At 66.7% G+C, this 16,203-nt stretch carries 19 protein-coding genes and 1 tRNA gene; 14 read left to right on the top strand and 6 right to left on the bottom strand.

Annotation, left to right across the window (positions count from 1 at the left end; translation table 11 throughout):
- Positions 1-202 precede the first annotated feature (202 nt).
- Together BM353_RS14370 and BM353_RS14365 are read left to right on the top strand one after the other, a co-directional pair.
- On the top strand, positions 203-760 hold the full coding sequence (locus BM353_RS14370; protein ID WP_092082059.1) for a hypothetical protein: 558 nt from the start codon (positions 203-205) through the stop codon (positions 758-760).
- Entirely contained in the window at positions 757-1,206 is a 450-nt protein-coding gene (locus tag BM353_RS14365) for a hypothetical protein (RefSeq protein ID WP_092082057.1), read from the top strand. Before BM353_RS14370 ends, BM353_RS14365 begins: the two co-directional genes overlap by 4 nt.
- A gap of 416 nt (positions 1,207-1,622) precedes the next feature.
- On the opposite strand, the gene BM353_RS14360 is transcribed toward BM353_RS14365, so the two are convergent.
- Positions 1,623-1,712 (bottom strand) — tRNA-Ser (locus BM353_RS14360).
- A 188-nt stretch (positions 1,713-1,900) separates the two neighbouring features.
- Between BM353_RS14360 and BM353_RS14355 the strand changes: the two genes are divergently transcribed.
- The 7 genes from BM353_RS14355 to BM353_RS14325 all read left to right on the top strand — a co-directional run bounded on the left by BM353_RS14355 (position 1,901) and on the right by BM353_RS14325 (position 8,253).
- Positions 1,901-2,731 (top strand): DUF2059 domain-containing protein, encoded by an 831-nt coding sequence (locus tag BM353_RS14355; RefSeq protein ID WP_092082055.1) that lies wholly within the window; start codon positions 1,901-1,903, stop codon positions 2,729-2,731.
- Between the two features lie 207 nt (positions 2,732-2,938).
- Positions 2,939-3,595 (top strand): 50S ribosomal protein L21, encoded by a 657-nt coding sequence (locus tag BM353_RS14350; protein WP_092082053.1) that lies wholly within the window; start codon positions 2,939-2,941, stop codon positions 3,593-3,595.
- A 12-nt stretch (positions 3,596-3,607) separates the two neighbouring features.
- On the top strand, positions 3,608-3,877 hold the full coding sequence (gene rpmA, locus BM353_RS14345) for a 50S ribosomal protein L27 (protein WP_092082051.1): 270 nt from the start codon (positions 3,608-3,610) through the stop codon (positions 3,875-3,877).
- Positions 3,878-4,069: 192 nt separating this feature from the next.
- Positions 4,070-4,609 (top strand): GNAT family N-acetyltransferase, encoded by a 540-nt coding sequence (locus BM353_RS14340; RefSeq protein ID WP_092082049.1) that lies wholly within the window; start codon positions 4,070-4,072, stop codon positions 4,607-4,609.
- Between the two features lie 164 nt (positions 4,610-4,773).
- Complete coding sequence (gene obgE, locus BM353_RS14335) at positions 4,774-5,808, top strand: GTPase ObgE (protein WP_092082047.1); 1,035 nt, start codon at positions 4,774-4,776, stop codon at positions 5,806-5,808.
- On the top strand, positions 5,805-6,929 hold the full coding sequence (proB, locus tag BM353_RS14330; RefSeq protein ID WP_092082078.1) for a glutamate 5-kinase: 1,125 nt from the start codon (positions 5,805-5,807) through the stop codon (positions 6,927-6,929). Before obgE ends, proB begins: the two co-directional genes overlap by 4 nt.
- Before the next feature lie 58 nt (positions 6,930-6,987).
- On the top strand, positions 6,988-8,253 hold the full coding sequence (locus BM353_RS14325; protein ID WP_092082045.1) for a glutamate-5-semialdehyde dehydrogenase: 1,266 nt from the start codon (positions 6,988-6,990) through the stop codon (positions 8,251-8,253).
- A 17-nt stretch (positions 8,254-8,270) separates the two neighbouring features.
- On the opposite strand, the gene BM353_RS14320 is transcribed toward BM353_RS14325, so the two are convergent.
- Entirely contained in the window at positions 8,271-8,876 is a 606-nt protein-coding gene (locus BM353_RS14320) for a histidine phosphotransferase family protein (RefSeq protein WP_245759667.1), read from the bottom strand.
- 39 nt (positions 8,877-8,915) lie between these two features.
- Here BM353_RS14320 and BM353_RS14315 point away from each other — a divergent pair, with 39 nt between their 5' ends.
- The 3 genes from BM353_RS14315 to olsA are packed head-to-tail and all read left to right on the top strand — an operon-like array spanning position 8,916 to position 10,713.
- Positions 8,916-9,080, top strand: a complete 165-nt coding sequence (locus BM353_RS14315) for a DUF3553 domain-containing protein (protein ID WP_425439424.1) — start codon at positions 8,916-8,918, stop codon at positions 9,078-9,080.
- A 44-nt stretch (positions 9,081-9,124) separates the two neighbouring features.
- Entirely contained in the window at positions 9,125-9,898 is a 774-nt protein-coding gene (gene olsB / locus BM353_RS14310; protein ID WP_092082041.1) for an L-ornithine N(alpha)-acyltransferase, read from the top strand.
- Positions 9,895-10,713 carry a lyso-ornithine lipid O-acyltransferase gene (gene olsA, locus BM353_RS14305; RefSeq protein ID WP_092082040.1) on the top strand — a complete coding sequence of 273 codons (819 nt, stop codon included), beginning with the start codon at positions 9,895-9,897 and terminating at the stop codon, positions 10,711-10,713. The genes olsB and olsA overlap by 4 nt, the downstream gene beginning before the upstream one ends.
- Here olsA and BM353_RS14300 read toward each other — a convergent pair.
- The 4 genes from BM353_RS14300 to purB all read right to left on the bottom strand — a co-directional run bounded on the left by BM353_RS14300 (position 10,701) and on the right by purB (position 14,267).
- On the bottom strand, positions 10,701-11,333 hold the full coding sequence (locus BM353_RS14300; protein ID WP_092082038.1) for a thiamine phosphate synthase: 633 nt from the start codon (positions 11,331-11,333) through the stop codon (positions 10,701-10,703). The two genes, olsA and BM353_RS14300, sit on opposite strands and share 13 nt — an antisense overlap.
- A gap of 78 nt (positions 11,334-11,411) precedes the next feature.
- Positions 11,412-12,497 carry a flagellar motor switch protein FliG gene (locus BM353_RS14295; RefSeq protein ID WP_245759666.1) on the bottom strand — a complete coding sequence of 362 codons (1,086 nt, stop codon included), beginning with the start codon at positions 12,495-12,497 and terminating at the stop codon, positions 11,412-11,414.
- Positions 12,498-12,715: 218 nt separating this feature from the next.
- Positions 12,716-12,874 carry a hypothetical protein gene (locus tag BM353_RS16990; protein WP_177220563.1) on the bottom strand — a complete coding sequence of 53 codons (159 nt, stop codon included), beginning with the start codon at positions 12,872-12,874 and terminating at the stop codon, positions 12,716-12,718.
- Between the two features lie 88 nt (positions 12,875-12,962).
- A complete protein-coding gene (purB, locus tag BM353_RS14290; RefSeq protein ID WP_092082034.1) occupies positions 12,963-14,267 on the bottom strand; it encodes an adenylosuccinate lyase in 1,305 nt (434 codons plus the stop codon).
- Between the two features lie 79 nt (positions 14,268-14,346).
- On the opposite strand from purB, the gene BM353_RS14285 reads away from it, so the two are divergent.
- Together BM353_RS14285 and BM353_RS14280 are read left to right on the top strand one after the other, a co-directional pair.
- Complete coding sequence (locus BM353_RS14285) at positions 14,347-14,796, top strand: DUF6314 family protein (RefSeq protein ID WP_245759665.1); 450 nt, start codon at positions 14,347-14,349, stop codon at positions 14,794-14,796.
- Positions 14,797-14,936: 140 nt separating this feature from the next.
- Positions 14,937-16,142, top strand: coding sequence for an MFS transporter (locus BM353_RS14280; RefSeq protein WP_092082032.1), 1,206 nt, complete (start codon positions 14,937-14,939; stop codon positions 16,140-16,142).
- Positions 16,143-16,203: the final 61 nt, after the last annotated feature.

The following is a 16,203-nucleotide window of genomic DNA, read 5'->3' as shown; positions in this document are numbered from 1 at the left end:
CCGTGCCCCTTCCGAAGTCGAGAGGGGACACTCCTCTCGACGCTCCCCCCCCCCAACCCAACAAGAATGACCGGACCGGGAAGCAGGGCCTGGCCCTTTCCGCCGTGCGCGCGCCTTGTGACGCGCACGACGGAAGGTCCCGGCCGATAGAATAGAGGGAAGATCGGGCGCGTCGGACATCCACAATTCAAGGACACCGACAATGCTCGACAGCACCCAGACCACCTTCGCGATGACCCCGGCCTGGCAGGACCACATCTCGCCCGGCGACATCGTCTCGTTTCGCTTTCCGCTCGCCGAGGAGGGCCATACCGGGCGTCCGAAGGCGCGGCCCTGCCTCATCCTCGACATCGAGGAGCATGGCGGCAAGCACTATGCGCTGCTTGCCTACGGCACCACCTCCCGCCGGCGTTCCAATGTTGGCTACGAGGTTCATGTCCGCCGCCGGACAGACTTCCTCTCGGCGGGACTGAACGAGCCGACGCGATTCGTAGGCGCGCGCCGGTTGCTTGTGCCGTTGAACCACAGCGGCTTCTCCGTGTGCCGGGCCACCGGCTCCGCCGTCCTCGGACGCCTCAGCGGCGCCCCGTTCAGGGCGATGAATGCCCTGCGCGGTCGCATCCACGCGGAACGCGATATCGCCGCCAGCTATCGGTCCCGGCAGCGCCGGCGGTCCGGTGGAATGCGAGGCCGGGAGGTCGTGGTGGAGCGGCTCACGCGACGACGTGCTGCTCCCATCGGAAAGGTGGTGCAGGGATGACCGGGTTTTTGCCGTTGAGCCTCTTGGAGCAGCAGGTCGGGCTCGTCCGCGGCGTCCTCGAGCGGCGATCCGGAATGGGTCGGCACCTGAGCGACCGGGTGATCCCTCATCTCAGCCCCGGTGCGCAGGATGCGGTGAGGAAGGCCGCCGAGCTCCTCGAAAAGGAAAGCGGCGTCGACGAGACCCTCGCGCATGTCCTCGCTACAGCGATCTCGGAGATCCGCGACGGGATCAAGGCCGGGACATTCGAAGAGAAAACCGCCATCCCGCAGGAGCGCCTGATCGGCTGCGCCGAGGCATTCGATACCCAGCGGCGGCTCACGCCGGAGGCAGAGGCGCTCCAAGCTGCCCTCCCGCCGCTCGAGGTGCTGTGTCGTGCCGTCCGGACGGCCATCGACTTCGCTGACGCCGTGAAGCTGAGCTTGCGGATGCTCGACCAAAAATGATCCGACGGCGCCCACCGGGCGCCGTCCCTTGAGGGGCCGGGAGGCCCCGGCGCCGGGACTGGATCCCCCGGCATTCGGCGCGCCGGTGATGATCAACACTCCTTCGCTGCTACGAAGCTGCCGGCGCGCCACCAACCTCACAGGACAAACCGATGAAATACTGCACCCGCGCCCATGTCTGGCTGCGCCGAAACATCGTGCGCGTCGCGATTGTCGTGCTGTTGATCGTCCACGGCGCTCTGCTGTTCTATCCGGGCCCGTAGGCGAGGTGGGAAGCCCTCGCCATCAACGATACACCTGCGCGGGCACAGGGTGATGTGGAGCAAAAAGTGGAGCAAATTCACGGGCATTTTCGGGCGCATAGCGCGGAAATGCCTTGTTTCTTTGGGTGAATGCGCATCGCATCAGGCTCAAAGTGGCGGAGAGACAGGGATTCGAACCCTGGGTGGGCTTGCACCCACAACGGTTTTCGAGACCGCCCCGTTCGACCACTCCGGCACCTCTCCGCGGTCTGGAACGGGCGTGTAATGGGTTAAGGGGGGGGCTGCAAGGAGAAAAGCCGTTCGGGCCGGGAGTTTCACCCGCAAATCGCCCGGGCGCGGGCGGGCGCGCGTGGCGTCCTTGTTGCGCGGCGGCGGCGGCCCTATCTTGCCAAGGCGAAATCACAAGTCAGCAGGAACGGGCGAGGCGCAGTATGGGCAGGATTTTGAGCGGGATCATCGGCGTTGCCTGGATGCTGGCGCCAATGGTCGGGGCCGCGGCGGATGCGGAGGAGTTCGAGGACTTCTGGCGCGTGCTGCGGATGGATGACACGATCGAGATCATGCGCGAGGAAGGGCTTGCGCATTCCGCCGATCTGGGGGCCGAGATGCTGCCCGGTGGGGCCGATGGCGCCTGGGCGCTCACGGTCGAGACGCTTTATGGCATGGAGGTCCTGCGCGGCCACACGCGGAGCGCGATGTACGCGGCAGTGGCCGAAGATGACCTTGGCCCGCTGGTGGACTGGTTCGGCACCGAGCTCGGGCAGCGGATCGTCGGGCTGGAGATTTCCGCACGCACCGCCCAGTTGGACGAGGATGTCGAGACGGCGGCTGAACAGGTCTTTCTCGAAAGGAGCGCGGCGGGCGATCCGCGGGTGGATCAGATCGCGCGGTTCATTGCGGCGGGCGATCTGGTGGAGGCCAATCTGGCGGGCTCTCTCAACGCGAACTTCCGCTTTTACCAGGGGCTGATCGAGGGCGGCGGCGACGCGGTGCGTCTCTCCGAGCAGCAGGCGCTTGCCACGGTGCAGGCCCAGGCCGAGGAGATCCGGGCCGATACGCTGATGTGGCTCAACGCCTTTCTCTACATGTCCTACCAGCCCCTGTCGGACGCCGAGATGGAGGCCTATCTCGAGTTCATGGAGAGCCCCGATGGTGCCTTGCTGACGCGGGCGCTCTTTGCCGGGTTCGACGCGATGTTCGCCGAGACTTCCTATGCGCTCGGGCTCGCGCTCGGCCGGCAGATGGGGGCGGTGGATCTCTGACGGCCGGGGCAGGGCGCCCCGCGCTTCGGCCCCAGACACCGCTTGACAGGGCTGCGCATTTCGCTAAAAGCGCGGCTTCTGCCCCCGTCTGCGGGGGTGGTTTACATATGACACAGTCCCGATAGGGGCGCGCCGTCCGAGGTGGCCAAGGCCGCAACGTCCCCCAGAGGGAGACCGCAGGACGCGGGAGAAAAAAGGAAGAAACGCATGTTTGCGGTCCTCAAGACCGGCGGCAAGCAATACAAGGTACAGTCGGGCGACACGCTCCGTATCGAAAAGCTTGCAGCAGATGCCGGTGAAACGGTTCAATTCAATGACATCCTGATGATCGGCGGCGATGCACCGGTTGTGGGTGCGCCTTTCGTGGCCGGTGCGGCCGTGCAGGCCGAAGTCATCGACCAGATCAAGGGTGACAAGGTCATCCACTTCGTCAAGCGTCGCCGGAAGCATTCTTCCAAGCGCACCAAGGGCCACCGCCAGCAGCTTACGCTCGTGCGCGTGACCGACATCCTGTCCTCGGGTGGCGACACGTCGGGCGTCAAGGCCGCCGTGGGCGCGGGCTCCGTGACCAGCGCCGCAGAGGCGCCGGCCGCCGCGCCGAAGAAAGCCGCGAAAGCCAAGGCAGAGGCGCCCAAAGCGGCCGCCAAAGCCGAAGCCCCCGCAGGCGCGGACGATCTCAAGAAGCTCTCGGGCGTTGGCCCGGCACTTGAGAAAAAGCTGCACGAGGCAGGCGTCACATCCTTCGCGCAGATCGCTGCGTGGACGGCGGATGACGTTGCTGCTATGGACGAGAAACTGTCGTTCAAGGGCCGGATCGAGCGTGAAGGCTGGATCGCACAGGCTCAGGAACTGGCGAAGGGCTAAGGAGAGACACCGATGGCACATAAAAAAGCAGGCGGTTCATCCCGGAACGGGCGCGACTCTGCCGGTCGTCGTCTTGGCGTCAAGAAATACGGTGGCGAGCGCGTGATCGGTGGCAACATCATCGTGCGCCAGCGCGGGACCAAGTATTGGCCCGGCGAAGGGGTCGGCATGGGTAAGGATCACACCATCTTTGCCACCTCCGAAGGCGCCGTGACGTTCCGCAAGGGACTCAAGGGCCGCACCTTCATTTCCGTGCTTCCGGTTGCGGAGGCCGCCGAATAAGCCGACCTTAAGGTTTCTAGGACAAACGAGGGGATCGGCGGAAACGCCGGTCCCTTTTCAGTTTCGCGAGATTTGAAACATGCCGTTGCGCACCGGAATTGACAGGACATCACCCGCCGGGCGGGCCTTCGGGCTGCCGGACGCGCTCTTGCCTTTGGGGGCAGGGCGCCATGCGCTTTTGAGGAGGAGAGCATGACCATCGAGACCATCGAACACCAGCCGCAGATCGCGGCGGATCGTTTTGTTCTGCGGCCGCTCCGGACCTCGGACGCGGGGATGCTTGGGTTCTACGCGGGCGACGAGCGCGTCGCGCGGATGACCAGCGCCATTCCCCACCCGATGCCTCCCGGCGCGGCCGAAGCCTTCATCGCGCGCAGCCTTGCGACGGACAACCCGGAGGTCGTCTGGGTGCTCGATGGATCCGAGTTCGGCGGGGCCGAGGTCATGGGCATCATCTCGCTCAAGCGGATGGAGCGCGGGCAGTGCGAGATCGGCTATTGGATCGCGCCGCCCTACTGGAACACCGGGCTCGCCTCGGCGGCTGTCAACGCGCTGATCGAGGCCAACCCGCTGGGATGCCGGACGATTTTCGCCAAGGTGTTTCAGGACAATGCCGCCTCGGCGCGGGTGCTGAGCAACGCGGGCTTCCAGTATCTCGGCGATGCAGAAACCTTCTCGGTCGCGCGCAACATGGCTGTGCCGACCTGGACCTATACCAAGACGCTGGGCTGATCGCCCGGCAAGCGGGGTCCGGCTGGCCGTGACGGCACACGGCGCCCGGACCCGCATCCCCCTTTTACAAGACCCCGAGGCCCCGGGCCGCGCCACGGCGCTTGAGCCTCGTGGTGCAACGCGGTATCGCCTGCAAAGCGGGTAGTCCGCAGACAGGTGATCCGATGAAATTCCTCGATTTGGCAAAGGTCTATATCCGATCCGGCGGCGGCGGCGGCGGGGCGGTGAGCTTTCGGCGCGAGAAGTTCATCGAATACGGTGGCCCCGATGGCGGCGATGGCGGCTCGGGCGGCTCGGTCTGGGTCGAGGCGGTCGAGGGGCTCAACACGCTCATCGATTTTCGCTACCAGCAGCATTTCTTCGCCAGAAGCGGCCAGCCCGGCATGGGCAAGCAGCGCACCGGCAAGGATGGCGACGACATCGTGCTGCGCGTGCCCGTGGGCACCGAAATCCTTGAGGAAGATCAGGAAACGGTGATCGCCGACATGACAGAGGTGGGTCAGCGGGTCCAGCTTGCGCGCGGCGGCAATGGCGGCTTCGGCAACCTGCATTTCAAGTCCTCCACCAACCAGGCGCCGCGCCGGGCCAACCCGGGCCAGCCCGGGGTCGAGCGGACGATCTGGCTCCGGCTCAAGCTCATCGCCGATGTGGGGCTCCTCGGCCTGCCCAATGCGGGCAAGTCGACTTTCCTCGCCGCCACGTCCAACGCCCGGCCCAAGATCGCCGATTACCCCTTCACCACGCTGTACCCCAATCTCGGGGTCGTGGGGGTCGATGGGCATGAATTCGTCGTGGCCGATATCCCCGGCCTCATCGAAGGCGCGTCCGAGGGGCGTGGGCTGGGCGATCTGTTTCTCGGCCATGTGGAGCGCTGTTCGGTGCTGCTGCATCTGGTGGACGGCACGTCCGAAGCTGTGGCGGAGGATTACCAGACGATCATCGGCGAGCTGGAGGCCTATGCGAGCGCTCTGGCGGACAAGCCCCGGGTGACGGCGCTCAACAAGATCGACGCGCTGGACGCCGAGACGCTGGCCGAGCGCAAGGCCGAGCTTGAAGCCGCCTGTGGCGCGCCTGTGTTGACCTGTTCCGGCGTGTCGGGCGACGGGGTGCGCGAGGTGCTGCGCGCGCTGCGGGCGCATATCTCGCCGGAGCTCCCGGAGGGTGAGGCGCCGCAGGAGGACGGGCCGTGGCAGCCCTGAACGCGGCAACGCTGAGCGGCGCGCGGAGGGTTGTCGTCAAGATCGGCTCGGCCCTGCTGGTCGACCGCACAAGCGGCACCCTGCGGGCCGATTGGCTGCGCAGCCTCGCCGAGGACGTCGCCTGGCTCGCCAAGGACGCGGATCTGGTCCTCGTCTCCTCGGGCTCGATTGCCTTGGGGCGCGCGGTGCTCGGCCTGCCCGCGACGGAGCTTGCGCTGGAGCAATCCCAGGCCGCCGCGGCCGTGGGCCAGATCCGCCTCGCGCGGGCCTATGAAGAGGCGCTGACGCCGCACGGCATCACCACCGCGCAGGTACTCGTCACGCTCGAAGACAGCGCCAACCGCCGCCGCTATCTCAATTCGCGCAGCACGCTCGAACAGCTTCTGACGCTCGGCGTCGTGCCGATCGTCAACGAGAATGACACCATCGCAACCGACGAGATCCGCTTTGGCGACAATGACCGGCTCGCGGCGCAGGTGGCCGCGACCATCGGGGCCGATTGCCTCGTGCTGCTCTCGGATGTGGACGGGCTCTACACCGCCAATCCCGCGGAGGACCCGTCGGCGCGGCGGCTTGACGTGATCGACGAGATCACCCCCGAGATCGAGGCGATGGCGGGGGACGCGGGCTCGGGCCTGTCCAAGGGCGGGATGAAAACCAAGGTCATGGCGGCGCGCACCGCAACCGCCGCGGGGGCGGCGATGGTGATCACCCAAGGCGCGCCGATGAACCCGTTGCGCCGGCTGGCCGAGGGCGCGCCGGCGACCTGGTTCACCGCCAAGCTCGACCCGCAGGCCGCGCGCAAACGCTGGATCGCGGCAATGAAACCCAAGGGCACGCTGCTGCTCGACGGGGGCGCGGCGGAGGCGCTTCGGGCCGGCCGATCGCTGCTTCCCGCCGGGGTCACGGGCGTGACCGGCACTTTCGGGCGCGGTGATCCGGTGGCCATCGCGGGGCCGGACGGGCACCAGCTCGGTATCGGCCTCACGCGCTACACGGCCGAAGAAGCCACCAGCATTCGCGGGCTCCGCTCGGACCGGATCGAGGCTGTGCTTGGCTATCCGGGCCGCGCGGCGCTCATCCATCGAGACGATATGGCGCTTTCCGGCGCGGTCGGATAAAGTCGCGCCGGCCCACACATACCGCCCATCACGGGCGGCCCCGGCGAGGAGAGGCAGGATGAAAGACATGGCACCCATCCCCGAACTCATGCAAGCCATTGGCGCGCGTGCACGCGCGGCGGCGGCGGAGCTTGCATTTGCCCGCCCGGAACAGAAACAGCAGGCGCTCGAGGCCGCGGCGGAGGCGCTCTGGGAGACCCGCGCCGAGGTCATCGCCGCCAATGCCGAGGACATGGCCTTCGGGCGCGACAAGGGGCTGAGCCCCGCGATGATGGACCGGCTCATGCTCGACGAGGCGCGGATCGAGGGGATCTGTACCGGCCTGCGCGCGGTGGCGGCGCAGGACGATCCCGTCGGCGCGGTCATTGCCGAATGGGACCAGCCCAGCGGGCTGCACATTCGGCGCGTGCGCACGCCGCTCGGCGTGGTGGGCGTGATCTACGAATCGCGGCCCAACGTGACGGCGGATGCCGGGGCGCTCTGCCTCAAGTCGGGCAACGCGGTGATCTTGCGTGGCGGTTCGGAGAGCCTCAACAGCGCGCGCGCGATTCATGCGGCGCTGGTCCAGGGGCTCCGCGCCGCGGGCCTGCCGGAGGATGCGATCCAGATCGTGCCCACGCGCGACCGCGCGGCGGTGTCGGAAATGCTCGGCATGACCGAATTCATCGATGTGATCGTCCCGCGCGGCGGCAAGGGGCTCGTCGGGCTGGTGCAACGCGAGGCGCGCGTGCCGGTCTTTGCCCATCTCGAGGGGATCGTGCACATCTTCGTCGATGCCTCCGCCGATCCGGTCAAGACGCTCGACGTGGTGCTCAACGCCAAGACCCGGCGCACCGGGGTCTGCGGCGCGGCCGAATGCCTGTTGATCCACGAAAGCGTGGCCGAGACGATCGGGCAAGGGGTGATCCGCGCGCTCATCGACGCGGGCGTGACGGTCCATGCGGGCGAGGGGCTGCAGGGCATCGAGGGCACGGTCCCCGCCACCGAGGATGACTGGGGCCACGAATATCTCGACATGGAGATCGCCGCCAAACTGGTGCCCGACATCGACGGTGCCATCGCCCATATCCGCGCGTTTGGCTCGGGCCATACCGATTGCATCATGGCCGAGGATCCGGCGGCGGCCGCGCGGTTCTTCGAGCGGCTCGACAGCGCGATCCTGATGCACAACGCCTCGACCCAGTTCGCCGATGGCGGCGAGTTCGGGATGGGCGCGGAGATCGGAATTGCCACGGGCAAGATGCACGCGCGCGGGCCTGTGGGCGCTGAACAGCTGACGAGCTTCAAGTACCTCGTGACCGGGGATGGGACGACCCGCGCCTGAACGCGGGCCGGGCCGGATCAGAAGCGGATGACGATCCGATCCTGCCCCAGGTCGGCGGTGATCTTGCGGCCGATGTCGCGCGCCACCAGCGGGGCAAGCGCGAATTGAACGGTGGCCGAGGCGATCTTGGCCTCCGGGTTGCTCTCGGCGAGGAGTTGCCACGGCGCCTCCTCGATCCGGAGCTTCTCCGCCACCCCGTCGATTCGCCAGGCGCCATCTTCAAGGCTCACGCGCACCGTCCCGCCGAAGGCCAGTGCGCTTTCGATGCACAGTAGCAGCAGGAAAGCCAGCCGCGCCTCGGCACGCAGCACATCGGCGCCCACGTCCCAGTCGATCTTGACGCGCCCGCCGCGGGTCATGTCGCCGAGGATGCTTCGGATCTCGCGCAGGCCGAGCTCCTGTCCCGGGCTGGCATAACCGAATGCGACGCGGAAAAACCGAATTCGCGCATTGGCCTGCTCGACGCTTTCGGAGATCAGCGCCAACTCTTGTTCGCCGCCACTGCCTGTCATAGACATCAGCTCGACCCCGTTGCCGATCGCACCGATCGGGCTAATCAGATCATGGCAGATGCGGGAGCCGACCAAGGCGATCAGATCGTCCTGTTGTCTTTGTACAGTCACTTCGGGAACCCTCTTTGAATGACGGAAGATCTCAACAGCATGTTAGAACCCGGAATGGTTGTGCGCCACCCCGATGCGCCCGATTGGGGCATGGGCCAAGTACAATCCAACGTGAAGGGGAAGGTCACCGTGAATTTTCGCGAGATGGGCAAGGTTGTGATCGACAGTTCGCGTGTCATGCTCATCCCGGTTTTTGACACGTAGATGGTTAATGCGATGTTAACGCATAGGAAAGTGCGGGCGCGCGGATGAGCGGCGCGGGCCCCGATCTTGTGACCCGCATGGCGCGGGGGGAGGCGGATCTGCGCGCGGCGCAGCGGCTGCGCTATGAGGTTTTCGTCGAGGAGCTCGGCGGCGACGGGCCGCTCGTGGATCATGCGGCGCGGCTGGAGCGCGATGCCTTCGATGGGTTTACGGACCACCTGCTGCTGTGCGACCGGGCGCGGGCGCCGGGCGAGGAGGTGATCGCGGTCTACCGGCTGATGCGCGCCGATCAAGCGGCCGCGGCCGGAGGGTTTTACAGCGCGAGCGAGTTCGATCTGGGGCCGTTGGAGCGCTCCGGCCGGCGGCTGCTGGAGCTGGGGCGCTCCTGTCTGCACCGCGACTATCGCGGCGGGCAGGGGATGTATCTGCTCTGGGCGGCGCTGGCCGACTATGTGGCGGAGCATGAGATCGACATTCTGTTCGGGGTCGCGAGCTTTCACGGCACCGACCCCGCGCCGCTGGAGCCGGCGCTGTCGCTGCTCCACGCGCGGCATCTCGCGCCGGAGACCTTGCGCGTGCGCGCCCGCGCCCCCGGGTTCCAGCCGATGGACATCCTCCCCGAGGAGCGGATCGACAGGCGCGCGGCAATGGCCCAGATCCCGGCGCTGATCAAAGGCTATCTGCGGCTCGGCGGGATGGTGGGCGAGGGGGCCTTCATCGATCGGGCGTTCAACACCATCGACGTCTGCCTCATCCTCGACACCGTCCGGCTCGACGAGACCCGCCGCCGGATCTACAGCCGGAGCGCGGCGGGATGAGCACGTGGGAGGGCGATGGCCGCCCGCCGCCACCCGCGCCGCGCATTGGCCTGCGTGGCTGGCTCCGGGTCGTCTGGCGGGGGCCGCTTCTGGCCGGGCTCGTCTTTGGCGGTCTGGCGGTGCTGTTGCTCGTCCGGTTGGTCGAACAGCCGCTTTACGGGCTGCATCGCCCCGTGACCCCGAGGATCACCCGCGCGGTCTGCCGCGGCGCGCTGCGTCTTCTCAACCTTCCGCTCATCATCCGCGGCGCGCCGATGCAGAGCCATGGCGCGATGGTGGCCAACCATGCATCCTGGCTCGATATTTTCGCGCTCAATGCGGGTGCGACGCTCTATTTCGTCTCCAAGGCCGAGGTGGCCGGCTGGCCGGGGATCGGCTGGTTGGCGCGGGCGACGGGGACGGTCTTCATTCGGCGCGATCGGCGTGATGCCCGGGCGCAGGTGGCGCTGCTGCGGGCACGGCTGGACGCGGGCCACCGGCTGCTCTTTTTTCCCGAAGGCACCTCGACCGACGGGCGCCGCGTCCTGCCCTTCAAGCCAACGCTACTGGCCGCGCTCACTGGGGACGCTCCGGCCAATGACATTCAGCCGATCACGCTGACCTACATCGCGCCGCCGGGCGAGGATCCCCGGTTTTACGGCTGGTGGGGGGACATGGCGCTCGGGCCACATCTGCTCAAGACGCTGGCGCAATCGCCGCAAGGCCGGATCGAGGTCACGTATCACACGCCGGTTCAGCCGGCCGCGTATCCTGACCGCAAGGCCCTCGCCGCCGCGCTGGAGGCGCAGGTCCGGTCAGGCTTTCAGGAAGGTTGATCGCCCATCGCGTCCGTGAGGCGGGCGAGGGCGGCGGCGGGATCATCCTCTCGCCAGATTTCTTCGCCGATGCCGAAGAAATCGGTCAGCGGTGTCAGCGCGGCGACGGCGGCAGGGTCGAGACCGCCCTCGGCCACGACCGGAACCTCGATCATCTCCGACCACCATTCGAAAAGCTCGGCTTCGGCGTGCGAGCCATCGCCGAGCGCGCGCGTGCCTACCGGGCCGAAGCTCACGTAATCGGCGCCGGCCTCGCCCGCGCTGATGCCGTCATGTCGGGAGGTTCCGCAGAAAGCGCCGACGATGGCGTCGTCTCCGAGCGCCTTGCGCGCGGCGCGCACCGAGCGGGCGCCGTCGATCAGGTGGACCCCGTCGAGCCCGTGGCGTTCGGCCAGAAGCACGTGGCTGTCGATCACGATCGCCACATCGCGCGCATGGGCGATCTCGCGGCAGGCATCGGCGGCGCGGCCGAGCGTGTCTTCATCCTGGGTCGCGAGGGCGAGCCGCAGACAGGCGACATCCGCCCCGTCGAGCACGCGTCCGAGCGTGTCGGAAAAGGTCGAAAGGTCAATCTGGGGCGGGCTGATGAGGTAAAGGCGGGGCAGTTCGATCTCGGCCATGTGCGCGTCCTTGCAACGTTCGCGCTGCTATAGCGCGATGCTTGGCCGTGGTCCATCCGCTGCGAAAACGCGCCTGGCTCAGCCCTCCGCGCCTTCGTCCTCCTCGTCCTCTTCCTCGTCGTCGCTGTCGCGCATCTCGATGGTGCCGTCATCCACCAGCGAGCGGATCAGCGTGACGACCTCGCCGCAGGCCGGCTCTCCGTCCTTGGGCTTGACCCGGCCGAGATCCTGGATTTCGTCCCGCAGCGTCCCGGCCAGACGGGCGGACATGTTGTCGAGCAGGAAAGTCGCCGATCGCACCATTTCCGCGTCCTGCTTCTGGGCGAAGGCCAGCGCGGTGATGAGCGCATCCTGATCGAGCTCGCGCACGATGCGCGGCACATCTTCGGCCCTGATCCGGGCGGAAATGTTGCTGAAGGTGAAGATCGCCTTGCGCACGGCATTGGCGAACTCCTCGTCCTCGGCGTCGAGCCCTTCGAGCACGTCCTCGCGCGTGGCCAGACCCGAGAAGTTGAGGATCTCGCCCACACGGCGATCGGGCCCGTCGTTAAAGGCCTTTTCGGGACGGTCGTCGAGCTGGCTCGCAAGCGACAGGCCGATCCGATAGACCGCATCGGGCGACACCCGGTCAGTCAGCGACACGGCATAGGCGATCTGCCGCGCGCGCGGCCCTTCGATCGAGCCGAGTAAATCGGCGGCAACGCGCACGCCGATCTTCGACAGCAGCACAGCGCAGACCTCGATGCTCTCGCCCTCGAGCAGGGGCCGCAGCGTCGCCACGTCCTGTTGCGCGAGCCGTTCCCAGGGATCGCCGGACTGGCGCACGCCGGCTTCGCGGCGCAGGCGGCTCGCGGTATGGGGGCTTATCTTTCCGTCCATGGTCGAGAGCGCGCCCGCGAGCCCGTCGGGGAAGGCGATCCCGACGCTCTCAAGCTCCTTGGCAAACTCGCCGACCACGGCGGTGAGCGTCTTGCGATCGACATAGCGCATCGAGCCGATGGTGCGGGTCAATTCGAACTGCATCTCTTCGGGCAGGGCCTGAATGGGCAGGTCCGCCCCTTCTGCCAGCAGATAGCGCACGATGATCGCGGCTTTCTGTTTTTTGGTCAGCGCACTGAGAGGCGGCGCCTTTGACTGGGATTTCTTCGCGAGTGCTGATGCCATGGGACTCATTCTTGAATCTGGACCGGTATAGCTTCGGTCTTAGGGCATCAGTGATGAATCAAAGATTGAGATTGCCGGGGGAATGGCGATTGGGTGAGAATTTTCCTGCGGCCCGAGGGCCTGCCCCCTGAGCATGTCCCGTGTGCCTGCATCGTGCCAACGCCAAAAGGGCCCGGCCCCCGAAGGCCAGTCCCTGAAAGCTGCCGTCGGCTTTGTTGTCAGCTCGTGGTGCGCGCAACGCAAGCGCCGGTGTCACCATCCCAGACCATGCCTTGGGCGCAGCTTTGGGCCTGATGGGTGGTATGGCCCTGACAGGCGAAGCTGAGCGTGGGCGCAATCGCCAGAACGGCGGCAACGAGGGCTGTCTTGAGTGGCATCGGGCGGTCCTCCTCATTTCACGGATCGCGCCCATGCTAGCACAGGATCGCGATTCCGCGAAATTCAATCGGGCGGGCCGCCCGGAGATCAGGCGCCGAAGACGCGGGCGAAGATCGTATCGACGTGTTTGGTGTGGTAGCCGAGGTCGAATTTCTCCTCGATCTCCTGCTCCGAAAGCGCCGCGCGCACCTCGTCATCGCCCAGAAGTTCTTCTTTGAAATCCTTGCCTTGCTCCCAGACCTTCATCGCATTGCGCTGCACGAGGCGATAGGCGTCCTCGCGGCTCACACCCGCTTGCGTCAGGGCCAGAAGCACGCGCTGGCTCATCACCAGACCGCGGAACTTGTTCATGTTGGCGAGCATGGTTTCGGGGTAGACCACGAGCTTGTCGATCACGCCGGTGAGCCGGGAGAGCGCGAAATCGAGCGTCACGGTGGCATCGGGGCCGATGTTGCGCTCGACCGAGCTGTGCGAGATGTCGCGCTCGTGCCAGAGCGCCACGTTCTCCAGCGCTGGAATCACCATGCCGCGCACGAGGCGCGCGAGGCCGGTGAGGTTTTCGGTCAGGACCGGGTTGCGCTTGTGCGGCATCGCCGAGGAGCCCTTCTGGCCCTTGGAGAAGAACTCTTCGGCCTCCAGCACCTCGGTCCGCTGCATGTGGCGGATTTCGGTGGCGATATTTTCGACGGAGCTGGCCACCACGCCGAGCGTGGCGAAAAACGCCGCGTGCCGGTCGCGCGGGATCACTTGCGTGCTGATCGGCTCGGGCGTGAGGCCCATCTTGGCGCAGACATGCTCCTCGACCGCCGGGTCGATGTTGGCGAAGGTGCCGACGGCGCCGGAAATCGCGCCAGTGGCGATCTCATCTCGCGCGGTGCGCAAGCGGGCGAGGTTGCGGTCCATCTCGGCATAGAAGCGCGCGAAGGTGAGGCCCATGGTGGTCGGCTCGGCGTGGATCCCGTGGGAGCGGCCGATGCGGACGGTGTCCTTGTGCTCCAGCGCCCGGCGCTTCAGCGCGGCGAGCAGGCCCTCGACATCCGCGATCAGGATATCGGCCGCGCGCGCGAGCTGGACGTTGAACGTCGTGTCGAGCACATCCGAGGAGGTCATCCCCTGATGCACGAAGCGCGCTTCGTCATTGCCGATAATCTCGGCCAGATGGGTGAGGAAGGCGATGACGTCGTGTTTGGTGACGGCCTCGATCTCGTCGATCCGCGCCACGTCGAACTCGACATCCTGCGCCTTCCAGACTGCCTCGGCATTGGCCTTGGGGATCACCCCGAGATCGGCCTGCGCATCGCAGGCATGGGCCTCGATTTCGAACCAAATCCGGAATTTCGTTTCCGGCGACCAGATGTTAACCATTTCGGGGCGGGAATAGCGGGGGATCATGGGCAGCCTTCTCGATCGCGGGGATTTGACGCGGGGTTTAGAAGGTCCGGGGCCGGGCCACAAGATGAAGAGCAAAGCAATGAAAGATATCGCCAAAGACGACCCGCTCACATTGGACATGCTTCAAGGGGCGTGGAAGCTGGGGCGCGTCATCCTTGAGGCGGATGGCCGCAGCGCCCAATTCATCGGCAAAGCCGAGATTCGCCCTGAGGATCGCGGCCAGGGCTCCGGCATGGTCTATCATGAACACGGCACGCTGCATCTGCCCGGTGAACGGCCCATGCACGCCGAACGTCGCTATCTCTTCCGGGCCGAGGGCGCGCTCATCGACGTGCGCTATGATGACGGCCGGCCCTTCCACAGGTTCGATCCCAACGCCGAGGCGCCCGAAGCCCGACACGACTGCGGCCCGGACCGCTATCACGTGCGCTATGATTTCTCCCGGTTCCCGAGCTGGAGCAGCGAATGGGTGGTGCAGGGGCCGCGCAAATCCTACGTCATGACCTCGCACTACAGCCGCGTGGGCTAGGCGCCACGCGATTCAGCAAGATGAGCTCTGCACCATAAGGGATTGCGGCAAAACGACTTCCGCAGGTCGCTCCAATTTTGCTCGACTGCGCCGCGGTTTGCGCCTTCCCCTGTGGCCGCGATACGCGCTAACGATGCCCCATGACCGCGACCCTCACCCTGCCGCCCGCGCGCACCCATGTTCCACTAGTGTTCCTGATCTGGTTTGCCGGCCTCGGTGCCGCGGCCCAGTTCGGCAAGGTTGCGATCGCCATTGACGGGGTCGCCGCGCGCTATCCGGTATCGCCGGCGCAGATCGGGTTCCTCGTCTCCGCCGTGGGGCTGTGCGGGCTCATCTTCGGCATCGCCGCGGGCGTGATCGTCGGCCGGATCGGGTTTCGCCGGGCGATCGTCTACGGGCTTGCATCGGGCGGGGTGCTCTCCTTTGTCGAGGCCAGCCTGCCGGGCTATCCGCTGATGATCGCCCTGCGCCTGATCGAAGGGGCGTCGCATATCCTCATCGTCGTTGCCGGCCCGGTGCTCATCTCGTCCCATAGCTCAGGCCGCGCCCGCTCGGCCGCCATGGCCCTCTGGGGCACGTTCTTCGCCGTGTCCTATGCGCTGCTCGCCCTGCTTGCGCCGCCAGTGCTCGCCCTTGGCGGATTGCCCGCGCTGCTCATCGCCCACGGCGGGATCATGCTTGCGCTGGCCGGCACACTCTTCGTCGCGCTGCCCGCCGATGAGCCATCCGTCCCGCTCCCGAACCGCAGCCGCAGCTCGCTTTCCGACTGGATCGCCGTCCACCGGCGGATCTATGCCAGCCCCGTGGTTGCCGCGCCAGGCCTCGGGTTCGTGTGGTACACGGCCGCCTACGTGGCGCTGCTCACCTACCTGCCGGGCTTCGTCGCCGAGCCGCTTCGCCCGGGCTTTTCGGCCAGCATGCCGCTCGCCTCGCTCTGCCTCTCGCTCACCCTCGGCGTGCTCGCCCTGCGCTATTTCAACCCGGTCCCGGTTGCGCAGGCCGGTTTTCTGCTGATGGGGCTGATGGTGCTGCCGCTGGCTCTAACCCTCGGACAGGACGGGATTTTCACCCTTCTTGCCATCGCGATGATGTGCGTTTCGGGCTTCTCCTCCAGCGCCAGTTTCGCTCTGCTCGGCGCGCTCTCCGACTCGCTCACAGACCGCGCCAACGCCGCCGGAGCGCTCGCGCAGATGGGCAATGTCGGCTCGACGCTGGGCCCGCCGATCCTTGCCTTCCTGATCGCTCAATCTGGCTTTTCGGGGGTGGTCGGATACGTGCTCGTCCTCTGCGCCGGGGGCATCGCTGTGCATGCCTGGCTCGCACGGCGGCGAAAGCTCTCGACATAATCGACCCGAGTTCCTATTTTGTTCCGCGTGACCCATTGGAGACTCGGGGCAAAGGACCTAT

The organism is Poseidonocella sedimentorum, assembly GCF_900116005.1.
In the GTDB taxonomy this organism is placed as follows: domain Bacteria; phylum Pseudomonadota; class Alphaproteobacteria; order Rhodobacterales; family Rhodobacteraceae; genus Poseidonocella; species Poseidonocella sedimentorum.
Note: the sequence above shows the minus strand (reverse complement) of the source record. Positions and strands in the feature narration are given on the sequence as shown.